The sequence below is a fragment of the Halobacillus sp. ABD4_316 genome (genome assembly GCF_056161385.1).
This window is the reverse complement of record NZ_JBSWZA010000001.1, coordinates 78,840-91,973: the sequence shown is the minus strand read 5'-3', so window position 1 is coordinate 91,973 and position 13,134 is coordinate 78,840. Positions and strand designations below refer to the sequence as shown.

General features: G+C 50.1%; 19 protein-coding genes and 1 riboswitch. Of the genes, 4 read left to right on the top strand and 15 right to left on the bottom strand.

Annotated features, from left to right (window positions below; translation table 11 throughout):
- Positions 1-132: 132 nt before the first annotated feature.
- Complete coding sequence (locus ACXAJH_RS00575; RefSeq protein WP_474968228.1) at positions 133-942, top strand: ZIP family metal transporter; 810 nt, start codon at positions 133-135, stop codon at positions 940-942.
- A 36-nt stretch (positions 943-978) separates the two neighbouring features.
- Here ACXAJH_RS00575 and ACXAJH_RS00570 read toward each other — a convergent pair whose 3' ends face one another.
- From ACXAJH_RS00570 to ACXAJH_RS00530, 9 genes are all read right to left on the bottom strand, one after another.
- Positions 979-1,107, bottom strand: coding sequence for a hypothetical protein (locus ACXAJH_RS00570; RefSeq protein ID WP_474992807.1), 129 nt, complete (start codon positions 1,105-1,107; stop codon positions 979-981).
- Between the two features lie 167 nt (positions 1,108-1,274).
- On the bottom strand, positions 1,275-2,294 hold the full coding sequence (locus ACXAJH_RS00565; protein WP_474992805.1) for a thiazole biosynthesis adenylyltransferase ThiF: 1,020 nt from the start codon (positions 2,292-2,294) through the stop codon (positions 1,275-1,277).
- Positions 2,291-3,058, bottom strand: coding sequence for a thiazole synthase (locus ACXAJH_RS00560; protein ID WP_474992803.1), 768 nt, complete (start codon positions 3,056-3,058; stop codon positions 2,291-2,293). The genes ACXAJH_RS00565 and ACXAJH_RS00560 overlap by 4 nt, the downstream gene beginning before the upstream one ends.
- A 2-nt stretch (positions 3,059-3,060) precedes the next feature.
- Positions 3,061-3,264, bottom strand: a complete 204-nt coding sequence (gene thiS / locus ACXAJH_RS00555; protein ID WP_474992801.1) for a sulfur carrier protein ThiS — start codon at positions 3,262-3,264, stop codon at positions 3,061-3,063.
- Between the two features lie 12 nt (positions 3,265-3,276).
- The gene (thiO, locus tag ACXAJH_RS00550) at positions 3,277-4,386 is read right to left on the bottom strand and encodes a glycine oxidase ThiO (RefSeq protein ID WP_474992799.1); all 1,110 of its coding nucleotides are present in this window, start codon (positions 4,384-4,386) and stop codon (positions 3,277-3,279) included.
- A 4-nt stretch (positions 4,387-4,390) separates the two neighbouring features.
- Positions 4,391-4,990 carry a thiazole tautomerase TenI gene (gene tenI, locus ACXAJH_RS00545; RefSeq protein WP_474968222.1) on the bottom strand — a complete coding sequence of 200 codons (600 nt, stop codon included), beginning with the start codon at positions 4,988-4,990 and terminating at the stop codon, positions 4,391-4,393.
- Positions 4,987-5,682 (bottom strand): thiaminase II, encoded by a 696-nt coding sequence (gene tenA, locus ACXAJH_RS00540; RefSeq protein ID WP_474992798.1) that lies wholly within the window; start codon positions 5,680-5,682, stop codon positions 4,987-4,989. The genes tenI and tenA overlap by 4 nt, the downstream gene beginning before the upstream one ends.
- Positions 5,683-5,791: 109 nt before the next feature.
- Positions 5,792-5,899: riboswitch (TPP riboswitch) on the bottom strand.
- A 44-nt stretch (positions 5,900-5,943) separates the two neighbouring features.
- Positions 5,944-6,384 carry an NUDIX domain-containing protein gene (locus tag ACXAJH_RS00535; protein ID WP_474971620.1) on the bottom strand — a complete coding sequence of 147 codons (441 nt, stop codon included), beginning with the start codon at positions 6,382-6,384 and terminating at the stop codon, positions 5,944-5,946.
- 117 nt (positions 6,385-6,501) lie between these two features.
- The gene (locus ACXAJH_RS00530) at positions 6,502-6,663 is read right to left on the bottom strand and encodes a hypothetical protein (RefSeq protein ID WP_474971621.1); all 162 of its coding nucleotides are present in this window, start codon (positions 6,661-6,663) and stop codon (positions 6,502-6,504) included.
- Positions 6,664-6,755: 92 nt separating this feature from the next.
- Between ACXAJH_RS00530 and ACXAJH_RS00525 the strand changes: the two genes are divergently transcribed.
- Both ACXAJH_RS00525 and ACXAJH_RS00520 read left to right on the top strand, forming a co-directional pair.
- Positions 6,756-7,004 (top strand): hypothetical protein, encoded by a 249-nt coding sequence (locus ACXAJH_RS00525; protein ID WP_474971622.1) that lies wholly within the window; start codon positions 6,756-6,758, stop codon positions 7,002-7,004.
- 50 nt (positions 7,005-7,054) lie between these two features.
- Positions 7,055-7,288, top strand: coding sequence for a hypothetical protein (locus ACXAJH_RS00520; protein ID WP_474971623.1), 234 nt, complete (start codon positions 7,055-7,057; stop codon positions 7,286-7,288).
- Between the two features lie 270 nt (positions 7,289-7,558).
- Here the strand turns inward: ACXAJH_RS00520 and ACXAJH_RS00515 are convergent, their stop codons facing one another.
- The 4 genes from ACXAJH_RS00515 to ACXAJH_RS00500 all read right to left on the bottom strand — a co-directional run bounded on the left by ACXAJH_RS00515 (position 7,559) and on the right by ACXAJH_RS00500 (position 10,915).
- Positions 7,559-8,017 carry a 2-thiouracil desulfurase family protein gene (locus ACXAJH_RS00515; protein ID WP_474971624.1) on the bottom strand — a complete coding sequence of 153 codons (459 nt, stop codon included), beginning with the start codon at positions 8,015-8,017 and terminating at the stop codon, positions 7,559-7,561.
- Between the two features lie 72 nt (positions 8,018-8,089).
- Entirely contained in the window at positions 8,090-9,022 is a 933-nt protein-coding gene (egtD, locus tag ACXAJH_RS00510) for an L-histidine N(alpha)-methyltransferase (protein ID WP_474992796.1), read from the bottom strand.
- A complete protein-coding gene (gene egtB / locus ACXAJH_RS00505; protein WP_474992795.1) occupies positions 9,019-10,269 on the bottom strand; it encodes an ergothioneine biosynthesis protein EgtB in 1,251 nt (416 codons plus the stop codon). Before egtB ends, egtD begins: the two co-directional genes overlap by 4 nt.
- Before the next feature lie 13 nt (positions 10,270-10,282).
- Positions 10,283-10,915: a flavodoxin family protein gene (locus ACXAJH_RS00500; RefSeq protein ID WP_474968213.1), complete on the bottom strand. Its 633-nt coding sequence runs from the start codon at positions 10,913-10,915 to the stop codon at positions 10,283-10,285.
- 163 nt (positions 10,916-11,078) lie between these two features.
- Between ACXAJH_RS00500 and ACXAJH_RS00495 the strand changes: the two genes are divergently transcribed.
- The gene (locus ACXAJH_RS00495) at positions 11,079-11,585 is read left to right on the top strand and encodes a peroxiredoxin family protein (protein WP_474971626.1); all 507 of its coding nucleotides are present in this window, start codon (positions 11,079-11,081) and stop codon (positions 11,583-11,585) included.
- Between the two features lie 102 nt (positions 11,586-11,687).
- On the opposite strand, the gene ACXAJH_RS00490 is transcribed toward ACXAJH_RS00495, so the two are convergent.
- Together ACXAJH_RS00490 and phnF are read right to left on the bottom strand one after the other, a co-directional pair.
- A complete protein-coding gene (locus tag ACXAJH_RS00490) occupies positions 11,688-12,401 on the bottom strand; it encodes a sugar isomerase domain-containing protein (protein WP_474992793.1) in 714 nt (237 codons plus the stop codon).
- Between the two features lie 10 nt (positions 12,402-12,411).
- On the bottom strand, positions 12,412-13,134 hold the full coding sequence (phnF, locus tag ACXAJH_RS00485; RefSeq protein WP_474968210.1) for a phosphonate metabolism transcriptional regulator PhnF: 723 nt from the start codon (positions 13,132-13,134) through the stop codon (positions 12,412-12,414).

The following is a 13,134-nucleotide window of genomic DNA, read 5'->3' as shown; positions in this document are numbered from 1 at the left end:
TCGGAAGGTTTTTAAAGACACCAGAAAGGTTAAAGGAACGCAGGCTGTATTTTTGACGTTTTTCCTTAACGTATGTAAAATGACCGCATAAACAAATTTTGCACGAAGGCAACTTTTAGAAAGGTGATAACTATGATTGAAGCGTTTCAAGATATGAACCCTGTGATGCAGGCCTTTATCGGTACTCTTTTTACGTGGGGCATGACAGCTCTCGGAGCCGCTCTCGTCTTCTTCGTAAAGGGGACGAATCAAAAGTTTCTCGATAGTATGCTGGCTTTTGCCGGCGGGGTGATGATTGCGGCGAGTTACTGGTCATTGCTTGCACCGGCTATTGAAATGTCTGAGAATGGTCCTGTACCAAGCTGGATTCCAGCCCTTGTCGGTTTTTTACTGGGCGGAGCCCTTCTATTGATGATTGACCGGATGCTTCCGGCTTTGGATACAGATAAGTATTTGAATGACATCAAGGATAACCGTGCTAAAAATCGGACCGCCCTGCTCATTTTTTCCATGACGCTGCACAACATCCCGGAGGGACTTGCCGTCGGTGTAGCCTTTGGTGCGCTTGCCTCGAGCGGAACGGAATCGACGCTTGCCGGAGCGGTCGCCCTGGCGCTTGGTATCGGTATTCAAAACTTCCCGGAAGGTACAGCCGTATCCATGCCGCTCCACCGTGACGGGATGGGCAAGAAGAAAAGCTTTATGTTCGGGCAGTTTTCCGGCATGGTCGAACCAATCGCGGCCGTCGTTGGTGCCGTTGCTGTGATTTTCATCGAACCGATTCTTCCTTATGCCTTAAGCTTTGCTGCCGGAGCGATGATTTTTGTCGTGGCTAAGGAAATCATCCCGGGTTCTCATGAAAAAGGGAACGTGAACCTCGCTTCGATCAGTCTCATGCTCGGTTTCGCCATCATGATGACGCTCGATGTCGCGCTGGGGTAACGATGTGCTTACCTATTGGAAGAACTGCTCCCTATATTATGCAGAGTGCCCACGTTCCGCTTTTTGGTGGATGCTTGCCGCGGGCACGGCCTCAGCTGACTTGGGCAGGAAAACCACCTGCCCAAGTGGATCTTCGGTCCGCGCTGTTCCCGCAGGCGTCACCACCAAACACTTCACGAGACCTTACTAAATGACGAGATGAAAATAGGGATGGGTTGACTTGAACGCTCATCAGCTTAAAGCGGTTTGCCGGAGCTTCAGGAGGCATTAGAAAAGAACACGTGCTCTCTACAAATGGAAAAAAGCTCAGAGACAGGGTCTCTGAGCTTTTTTTATCCTGTATACCGATGATAGAGGGTTTTCGCTTCGGCTACACTCTGGGTTCCGTGAATGAGGGCACGTCCGTCTTTAAAGAACACCATCCGCTTATCCCCGGTCGTAAACGAAAGCAGGTACGGGTTCTGTTCCACCTTGCCGTCCTGACCGGACAGGGTCTCGGCGAGCACGGTCAGGTTCCATTCCTGCTTCGATGCCGGGCGGATCTGCACAGAGTCGCGCCCGCAGAGGACAGCTGTCTTCATCTGCTGGTCATAGGATAAGAACGGATAGGATGCCTCTCGGCCGCAGGACGGACAGTCATCCTTTTTCACGCTGGAGACGCCGATGGCTGAATGCTGGTTCGTCCATAGATCAAAAGAAACGAGTTTCTTCCTGACAGCGTCCCAGTCTTCGACTAACAGTTTCATAGCTTCTGCTGTCTGATGAGCGGTCACCATCTGGACCGCTGGACTGATAATACCTGCGGTGTCACATGTCAATCCTCCAAGCGGCACCTGCTCCATCAAGCAGTGCAGGCACGGCGTATCTCCCGGAAGAATGGTATAGCTGATGCCATAGCTTCCGACACAGGCCCCGTAAATCCACGGGATCTGATGCTTTTGGGCAAGATCATTGATGATCATCCGGATATCAAAATTATCAGTGGCATCAATGATGACATCAACGCCCTCCAGAAGGGGCTCCAGTTCAAGGGGTGTCGCATCGACGACTTTTGCATCAATGATGACCTCACTGTTTACCTGCTCCAGTTTCTGCCGGGCAGCGACCGCTTTCGGAAGCCGGGTCTCTGCGTCTTTTTCTGTATACAGCTGCTGACGCTGAAGATTGCTCCATTCCACATAATCCCTGTCAAGGATCGTCAGTTTTCCCACCCCGGCGCGCACAAGATTTTCAGCGGCTCCGGTTCCGAGGGCACCTGCCCCGATGATCAGTACATGTTTGCTGCTGATTTTCTCCTGCCCCGTTTCCCCGATGGGCTGGAACAGAGTCTGTCTTGAATATCGGTCGTTCATGTTCGGCTCATTCCCTCCATTGGACTGCTGGCCGCAGCATAACGCTTTTTCGGGATCCTCCCTGCTTCAAATCCGAGCCGTCCGGCCTGTATGGCAAGCTTCATCGCTTCCGCCATTTTCACAGGATCATCGGCGGCAGATACAGCAGTATTCAACAGCACACCATCAGCGCCAAGTTCCATCGCCGCTGCTGCATCGGCTGGTGAACCGATGCCCGCATCCACAATGACCGGCACTTCGGCCTGTTCAATGATCAAATCCAGCTGATGCGGATTGAGAATCCCCTTCCCTGACCCAATCGGGGACGCCCCTGGCATTACGGCGTGGGCTCCCATTTCTTCCAGTCGTTTTGCAAGGACGACGTCATCCGACGTATAAGGAAGAACCGTAAAGCCTTCCTCCAACAGCATTTCCGTCGCCTTTAACGTTTCGACCGGATCGGGCAGAAGCGTTTTTTTACAGCCGATCACTTCTACCTTAATCATATCGCAAAGTCCGGAAGCTTTGGCTAATTTTGCATGCCGCACCGCCTCTTCAGCATTTTCCGCCCCTGCTGTGTTAGGCAGAAGTGTATAACTGCCTACGTCCAGCTGTTGAAGCAGGTCCGGCTGCTGCGGTTCAAAAATATTCATTCTCCGGACGGTAAAGGTAAGGATATCGGTTTCCGATACGTCTACAGCCTTTTTCTGTGCTTCAAAATCAGGATATTTCCCTGTCCCCAAAAGCAGTCGTGAGTTAAACGTGAAATTTCCAATCTTAAGCATGATTATCCTCCTCCTACGAATTGGACCAGTTCCATTTGATCGCCTTCATGCAACTGTGAATGGCCGTGCTCGCTTTTTACTAAAATGGTGTCGTTCAGTTCCACCATCACCACCCGGTTATCCAATTGAAAGTGACTCAGAAGCGTACGGACATCATCCAGATGGTCAGGAATCTCATGCCACTCGCCGTTTATTTTCACATTCATGATGATCCTCCTTTATAACGTGATGAAGCTTTGTCCACTCGTCACCCAGTCCAGCTCCACCGGCTTCCCTTCGATTTGGTCCGCCACCAGCGTTCCAGTCACCGCCGAAAGCAGGATGCCGTTCCGGTAATGGCCTGTCGCCAGCCACAGCCCCTCTTTTTCAGGATGAGGACCGACATAGGGAATGCCGCTTTTCGTCTGCGGCCGGATTCCGGCCCACGTATCTTCCATTTCGGATTCCCGAAGTGAAGGAACGAGGCGTCGGGCTTTTTCCATCAATTGAAAAAGGCCCTCTACAGTAACGGACTCGTCGAAGGAACCCACCTGTTCAGTGGCGCCGATAACGAGGCGGTTTCCCGCCTTCGGAACGATGTAGCAGCCTTTTGTGAAAAGGGTCCCTGTGATGAGCGGCCGTTTCGTCCGGACAGAAAAGCACTCCCCTTTGACCGGGTACGTTTCCACAATGGTGCGTTCAGCATTCAAAAGCGAAGCACTCCACGCCCCGGCCGCTGCGATGACAGCATCCCCTGTATACGTGCCTCCGATGGTGCTGACTCCAATGATCCGACCGTTTTCTTCCACCAAACCGGTGACGTCCGTGTGTTCCAGGAAATCCGCGCCGAGCGCTGCGGCCGAAGCCGCATACGCTTTTGTCAGCTTTGGTGCGTCTACCTGTCCGTCTTCCGGCAGGTATAATGCTCCTGTAATCCTGTCGGAAAGAGACGGCTCTGTATCACGCATTTCATCACGATCGATCCACCGGGCTGTTTCACCGACCGCTTCCTGCGATTTCCCCAGCTGCTTCCACGCTTCCTTTTCCTCATTCGTAAGGGCAATTTTATACAACCCTTTCTGCTGGAGTCCGATATCCACCCCGCTGAGTTCTTTCAATTCAGCTGCAAGAGAAGGAAACATCGCCCGGCTCGTTCTCGCCATTTGAAAAAGCGGATCGTCCCCTTCCCATTCGGACTGAGCCCCAAGCATGCCGGCGGCGGCGCTTGATGCTTTCTGTCCAGTTTTCCCCCGGTCGATGACGAGGACTTTTTTCTGCCGCTTAACCAGCTGATACGCAATAGAATTCCCAATCACTCCACCACCCACAACAATTGCGTCATAAAACATCCCTTCATCTCCTTCCCAGTCGGTATTGATAACGGCGGACCGCCTTTTCCGCATCGTCTGCTAATAGAATGCCGGATAGTACAGCCGCTCCCGACGCTCCAAAGGGCTGAAGACGGCTGACATTTTCCGGTGTCAATCCCCCTATCGCGGTGACAGGCAGCGAGACTGCCTGTGTGACCCTCTGCAGAGCCTCGAGCCCGCGTCCCGCCGATCCAGGCTTGGATGCTGTCTCAAAGACATGTCCGAACAAAATAAAATCTGCTCCCCGTTTTTCTGCAGTGACAGCTTCTTCTACAGAATGGACCGAACACCCGGCGTTTAAAAAAGGAAAAGCCCGCTTAACCTCTTCGACCGGAAGACTGTGTCCGGCCAGCTGCACGTGAGGCACTGCTTTTGCCACGGCTACATCCACCCTGTCATTGATGACGAGCTTTTCGGTTGGAAACCCAAGGTCTGTCAAAGCATCTACAGTATCCGCCACTTCACTTGCGGACCACTGCTTTTCACGAAGATGGAAGAAATCAATCATCGGTTCAATCGCAGCCACCCTTGTGCACAGTTCCTCCCTGGACTGCCGCCCTGTGGAAATGACGTGCAGTTTCATTCACGTCCGGCTGCGATCGACTGTTTTAAATCAAACGGCCATTCCTCCATACGGTAAGCCATTTCCCAGAACATATATTCATACTGACTGCTGATGATAAACAATTCCTTCATCCGGGATCTGCCGGCATCTGTTTTCGCTTCAGCCAGTTCATCAAGGCGCTCGATCTGCTCTTCTACAAGCGTCCGGAACCAATCCCCTCCGTAAGCCGCAATCCATTCCTGATAGACCGGTTCTTCCGGTGACGATTCTTTCAAATGTTCGCCGACTTCATAATACAGCCAGTAGCACGGAAGAATCGTCGCAATCACATCCCCTAAGTCCCCGTTATACGCTCCTCTGTACATATGGGACGCATACGCATAGGCCGTTGGTGACGGTTTGAACTGCTCCCGCTCTTCCTGCGTAATGCCGAGCTGCTTCAAAAAATTCTCATGAAGCCCAAGCTCAGCTTCATACGTACTTTGAGCATGAGACGCCATATTGGCCATGACAGCCATATCTTCAGACTTTGCAGCTCCCAGTGACTGGACACGGGCAAAATGAGACAAGTAATACGAATCCTGAAGCACATAATAACGGAACTTTTCGAGAGGAAGCGTTCCCTCTCCAATCCCTGTGACAAAAGGATGGTGAAAACTTCCCTCCCAAATCTCATCCACGGCCTTTCTGATTTCTTCTGAAAATGTCATATCCACTCTCTCCTTTGTTGAACGATCCGCCACTGATTTTTCCCACTAAAAAAGCCACTTTCCCCGGCATAGGAAAAGTGGCTGATATACATTTATTTTCATAGACATGTATAGGTATCGGCCACTTCCCTACGCTGGTATAAACCAGATCAGGTTCCAAGAGTCTTAAAGCATCACTTTAATCTCAGCCTTTGAGAAGGCACCCCTAGTGGATCGCTCGTTATTCAATTCCCTTTCATCGTAACACGTTAGAATTTTTTGTCAAAAACAGATTTTCGACTGCCGTTCCACGGCTTTCTGGATACTGTTGGCGGTCCATGGAGGAATCGGGACGGGACTCTCGTTTAGACCCGGCTCGACCCAGACCATGTCCGCCACTTCTTCCGGACTCTTTATATAGGGCTCTCCTGTGAAATCCGTAGTCAAAAACACGATATTCAGAACCTGGATATCCCCGATTAAAAAAGTATTGCTGTGTACATAGGTAAGGTCCCCATCCAAAGTGAGGCCGATCTCCTCTTTAATTTCACGGCGGACGTTATCTTCCAGCACATCAAGGGAATCCGGACTGAACTCCATTTTCCCTCCAGGCAGCGAATACAATCCTCCCGCGTGCTCCTCTTCCGGTGACCTTTGAATAAGTAGAATATGGTCCTCTTTCATAATGGCCGCTTCTACGTTTATGATATAAGAATACGACATATACAAACCTCCTTTTTTAACCAATCCTTACCAAATTCGACACACCGCTTCAATTTCCTCCCCCTCATGAAGAAAAGACTATTGAGCATATTCATAGTGTCTCTTTATTATAAACCGTTACACAGAACGGATAATAACGTCTTTGACTTTCTGCATCGCTCCATCAATGGCAGAAGCCTTCAGGGAAGCGAGGTAGACAACGACACCTGCTCCTTCTTCCACCTTACCAAAGCGCTGGATATCCACGATAATGGTCCTCTGCAGGGAAGGACAAGTCAAGTCATTTCATTCTAAAAACACCCGCCCTTTTCAGGACGGGTGTTTTTTTATGCTCATCTCAGGTAAAATATGGCTCGGAGAGGAGGAAAACAATGACACAACTGAAAGTCCTTTCTGCGTGGAACATCCTTCCCGCTGCGCTTTTGATCACTGCCGGATGGTTTCTGTTGGATGTCAATCCATCCAACACCTACACGGGATCCCTCTTTCTTATCCTGTTCTGGACAGTGAAAAGCGGACTGGACGCCTGGAGGTATCACTTGATCCGCCAAAATAAGCATGCCATTTTAAACTTCGGCTTTACCGCTGTCAGTCTTGTCTTGTTGTTTTATGTCCTCTAAGGGAAGGCAGCAGTTAAAGAGAACCATCCACTTATAAGGAGCGGATACATATGTTAAAAAAGATTCGAATCCTCTTATCAGTCATAATCATCCTTTTGTCCGGCTACGGATTATGGACAGATAAATCAGGAGACCTTTTGTCTTTCACTCTCGCAGGTTTTGCCATTCTTATGGTTATCCTTGGCCTTGAAGAACAAAAAGAAACAACCAAAAAGCGTGCCTCCATTTATTATGCGGTCTCTGTTTTCTGTCTGTTTACTTCCATAGCCGGATTCATCCAATAATAAGAGTCCCTTTAGATGAGATCCCTATTCCTGCAAACGCGACTTAAACATCCTAGATCGCATAAGGGAAGGCGACGTGGAGTGTTCGATGGTGACGCCTGTGGAAAAGCATAAGGTGAAGATCCACTTGGGCAGGTGGTTTTCGTGCCCAAGTCAGCTGAGGCCGTGCCCGCGGCGGGCATCCACCGATAGGCGGAGCGTGACAATCGCAGTCCCCCCCTCGAGGAGAAAAGCTTTTCTACATGAGGAGAGCCCCTGGAGAGGGGCTCTTTACACCAACGTATGGATAAAATCAATTTCACTCATCACCTGTATGCCGTTCCGTTCAAGCAGGGCCGCCGTGACCCCTTTTCCAGTAACCTGTCTCCCGCTGAACGTGCCGTCATAGACGAGGGTACTGCCGCAGGACGGGCTTCCCTCCTTCAACACTACCGTATCAATCTGCAGATCTCTTACCGTTTCCAACGTCAAATATGCCCCTCTTATGTACGTCTCTGTTACATCGGTTCCTGTCTTTTCCATTACACGGGCCCGGCCTTTCAGGACATCCTCTCCATCACCGCCGATAATCTCTGCCGGAGGGCGCGGGACCATGAATCCTCCCAGCAGTTCCGGGCAGGCGGGAACCGCTTTCTTTTCCAATATTAATTTTTGAATTTTCTCCTGGAGGCAGTCGGTGCCATCGTAGCGCACTTTCATACCAGCCAGACAGGAACTGATCAAAATCACCCTTCTTTTCCTCCCTTTATCTTTTATTAAAAAGAAAGTCCAGACCCTGCTGACAGAGTCCGGGCCTTCCACCTAAACCACTTCCATCAGACAGACACTGAAATACTCTCTTTCATCTGATACGACACGCTGAAGCAGAAAACCGCTCGATCTGCCCAGTTGAATCATATCTTCCGGATCATATTTATAGGAGTTCTCTGTATGGATTCTTTCCTGCTTTTTCATCTCAATGGTATACCCGCCGACGGAAAGAACCTGATCCCTGACGCTTTCCAGGTGCATTTCAATTCTCCCGGCAGTTGAATTATAAAGAGCCACATGAGAAAAACTCTCCACATCAATCGATGCTCCATGTTCACGATTCATCCTTGTGATCAAGTTTTTATTAAACGCTGCGGTCACCCCTGCCGCATCATCATAAGCGGCTTCTATGATCGTTTCGTCTTTTTTGCGATCAACTCCGAGGATCAGCTGATCGCCGGGTTGCAGGAGGCTTCGGATATTTCCGAGAAAACGCTCTGCCTCCTCCGGTTCAAAATTTCCGATCGTAGAGCCTGGGAAGAAAACGACTTTCTTCTTCCCCTTCAAATCAGGGAGTGTAAACGGCTGTGTATAGTCCGCACTGACGCCTTGAATATGAATCCCCGGATACGATGTCTGCAGCTGAGTCACCGTATCCGCCAGAAATTCTTCAGAAATATCGATGGGAATATAGCTTTCAATGTTCTTCACATGATCCAGCAGAATTTTCGTCTTTTTACTGCTGCCGCTGCCCAGCTCAATCAGGGCGGATGGTTCATGGAAAACGGATTTCCATGCACTCAGGTTTTCCAGAAGAATCTGCGCTTCTGTCCGTGTCTGGTAATACTCCGGCAGATCTGTAATCTGTTCAAACAGCTGTGACCCCTGCTCATCGTATAAAAATTTAGAGGAAATCCATTTCTTTTCTTCTAAAAGACCGGTGAGAATATTGGATGGCGCCTTTACATTCAAATGCGCCTTCATACATCCTCCGCCAATCGGATACCGCTGAACTGCCAGCGCATCTGCGGATGGAAAAAGTTCCGGTACGTCGCCCGGATATGGGACTGCGGTGTAACACAGGAGCCTCCACGGAGAACGATCTGGTTCGCCATGAATTTGGCATTGTATTCACCAAGAGCTCCGTCCAGTGGTTTATTTCCCGGGTAGGGAACGTATGGGCTCTGTGTCCATTCCCACACATCGCCGTATGCCTTTTCGATCGTTCCATCTCCCTTATAAATGGAATGCGGCTGATACTGCTCATGCTCCATAAAGTGACCGTCCACCTCAAGCGCTTCCATGGCATGCTCCCACTCCTGTTCTGTCGGAAGCCTGTGCCCGGACCATCTCGCATACGCGTCGGCTTCGTAAAAGCTGACATGGCTGACCGGAGCATCCAGATCAATTTTCTGCAGACCGGAAAGTGTGAACATGTGCCATTCCCCGTCTTTATTCACCCAGTACTGAGGATGCTTCCACTGATGTTCCTTCACCGTTCCCCAGCCGTCCGAAAGCCAGTGCTCGGGCTGTTCATAGCCACCTGCCTCCATAAACTGCATGAACTCCCCGTTTGTTACCGGCCTGTTGGCAATGCGGTACGGATGAAGGTACGTTTTGTGGCGCGGACCTTCATGGTCAAAAGCAAACCCCTCCCCGTTATGACCGATTTCCGCGACCCCTTCTTCGAATTCAAAGAACGAAAGCTCAGGAGCACGGCCATAGGAAGCATCCACCTGCTCCTTGAATACCGGATAAAGCGGGTTATAGGAAAAGTTGTATTTGATGTCCATTAAGATGAGCTCCTGGTGCTGCTGTTCGTGCTGCAGACCGATTTCCACAAGCCCGTCAATATCTGCGTCACCGACACGTCCGGCAAGCAGGCGGCTCATTTCCTGATCCACATGACGGCGGTAATCCATCGTTTCCTCCACCGTCGGGCGGGTAATCAAACCACGCCTCTCCTGCGGGTGGAATTCTCCGACGGTTTCATAGTAGGAGTTGAAGAGGAATAGGAACGCCTCGTTATAATGCCGGTAATCAGGAATGTACACTTCCAGAATGAATTTCTCGAAAAACCATGTCGTGTGCGCCAGGTGCCATTTCGCCGGACTCACATGCTTAGCCGCCTGGACGACAAAGTCTTCCGTCTTCAGCGTTGCAACAAGCTTCTCTGTGAATGTTCTCGTTTCTGTATAGACACTTAATACACTTTGATGGGTCGTTTCCATATAGCAGCTCCTTTTACTCTGTGGTATTCCCAACAGCAGGAATAGGGTTTTCCTTGAAAATACGGGCCAGGTGCAGCGTATTGTAGGCAAGCATCTTCACATGACCTTTTGTAAACTCATTCTCCTGTCCGCCGCCTTCATCCAGATAAGACGCGCCGGGACCGGCTTCTCCGACCCAGTAGGCATCCACATTCGGCGGAATGACGAAACCGATATGGGAAAGCCCGTAAATAATGGAGGCAGCGGCGTGCTTCGCTCCATCTTCGTTCCCGGTAATGACGACGCCTCCGACTTTGTTGTAGTAGACCGCCTGCCCTTTTTCATTCGTTTCACTGCTGCTTCCATACAAACGTTCCATCGCCACGCTTGCGATGCTGCTTTTCTCCCCGAGCCAGAGCGGTGTTCCGATCAGAAGGATGTCCGCTTCTTTGACCTTTTCAAAAATCTCCGGCCACTGGTCTCCGCCCCCGAGGTCCTTCGCCACGCCGTTTGGAATATGATAATCCGCCAGACGGACCGTTTCCGTATGTACCCCTTCATTCTCCAGAATATCGAGTACCTCCCGCCCGAGAGCTTCGGTATGGGATGTTTCATCCGATGTTTTCTTTAAGCTGCAGTTCAAGATCAGCGCTTTCAAATCTGCCATCGTTTCAAACCTCCTTATAAGTATATTGAATCCTTTTTCCCTTCTGCCTTTATTTTAATCCTGCTTTTTCCAATTTGTAAGGTAAATGACAAAATCTTTACACATGTTTACATTTGAATATGGGCATTTTAGGAGAGAAGAATGGATGAAGGAGTGTGTATGAATGTTCAAATTGAATGACAAAGCGCCTGATTTCACCCTTCCGAAAATTACCGGCGGGGAATTCTGTTTCTCTGAGGATTTAAAAAGCCATGACGAGGATCACTGGCATTTGATTATATTTTTCCGTGGATCGTGGTGCCCTGCCTGCATGAACGAGCTCGATCAGCTGGAAAAGGACCAGGGATACTTCAACGATAAAAAGATCCATCTGATTACTGTGACTCACGACGAAAAAGCCGATCTTGAAAAAATGCAGGAGGAGCATCAATTCAGCTTTCCTGTGCTGAATGATACGGACTTCCAGTTTTTAAAAGACTACCAGGTGCACTTCCACGATGAAGATGCGCCTTACGAAGACCACGGCACGCACGGAGACCCGGCCTACTTTCTGACCGATGCTGAGGGACGGGTGTTGTACCAGCAGAGACAAACGAGTCCATTCGGTCGTCCGGCACCGACAGAACTGAGGAAAATCATCCAGTATATCCGCAGCAACTTAAAAGGCTGAACACAAAAATCCCGTCCGGTGAACGAAACCTGTTCACCGGACGGGATTTTTGATTTTCCTTATTCCACGAACCGCCATGCATACTGAAAACGTGCTTTCACGTTAAAAACGAATCTGGGTATAATGCTTCATCATTCTTTGGTTATGTTCGTCAGAGCCATCCACATTCCCGCTTTTGAATATCGGCACTTCCTTACCGCTCTCCTCCAAGTGCTGAATGGTGCGGGTCAAAAGTTCGTGGATGATAGCCGTTCCAAGTACCGTGGATACGGGGGAATGATCCGTTTCCTTCCCTTTCATGACTGCGTCACCGACCGGAACTTCCATATCAATCACATCCTCAGCCCTATCTTCCAGCCGCTTCCCGGAATCCAGCCGGGAAGGCTGGGAGTCAGCATAACGGAGCGATGTCAGAGCTGTTGTGTACACACCCATCTCCCTGAAAAATTCCGCTGCTTCCACTGGAGCCGGATTTCGGCCTGAGGTGGAGATGATCAGTACCGCATCTCCAGGCTGTACGTCTTCCTTTTCCAGATACGGACCGACAAAACCGGGGGTTCTTTCATATTGGCTTGCCTGCACGGCGCCCTTGTGAAGCATGAGCGGCTCGATGAGTATCGGACGGACCGGAACGAGACCGCCTGCCCGGTAATACGCTTCCTGGGCAATCAAACTGGAATGCCCACAACCGAACGTATGAATCACACCGCCCCTGCTGATTACTTCCGCAAACCGACGACTGATGGCTTCAAAAGCCTCTGACTGGCGCCCTGCCAATGACTGAAGGCGGCGGGTCACATCCAATAAGTAACTCATGACATCCTCCTTACCGCTCAATATCACTGATGAACTTATAGCGATCCGCCCTGTAGGTGGATTTGACGACTTCGAACGGAACTTTGTTATCAAGATAACTGCAACGCTCAATATGGAGAACAGGCGAGTGGGCTTCAATATGAAGATCTCCACTGTCTTTTTCATCGGCCGCACGGGCTTCAATCTCCTGACGCGCATGACTAATTCTAAAATCAAGCACGTTCTCCAAATACTCATACATCGATCCCTGGACGATTTCCTCTGTAAGATCCGGAAGCAGAGAAACAGGAAGAAAAGACGTTTCCACTGCCATCGCCTGTTTGTCAGCGAATCGGATTCGTTTGACGGCATACACCTCCCCGCCATCTTCAAGGTTCAATTTAGAGGCAATGTCCTGAGGGGCCTGTATTACATCAAACGATAACAGACGGCTGGATGAACTCATGCCGCGCAGCTTCATGTCCTCGGTAAAGCTTGTCAGCCCTTTCAGAGGCTGTTCAATTTTCTTTTCTGCGACGAACGTTCCTCTTCCCTTTTCCCTGTACAGGATGCCGTCGTTGACCATGTTGGATACGGCCTGTCTGACGGTCATCCGGCTCACTTGAAAGCGTTCCGACAACTCTCTTTCCGAAGGGATCATATCTCCCGGATGGAACGTTCCTTCCTTGATTTCCTGCTTTAAAAACTCTTCAATTTGATAATACATCGGGAGCGGATGATTCTTTTTCAGCAC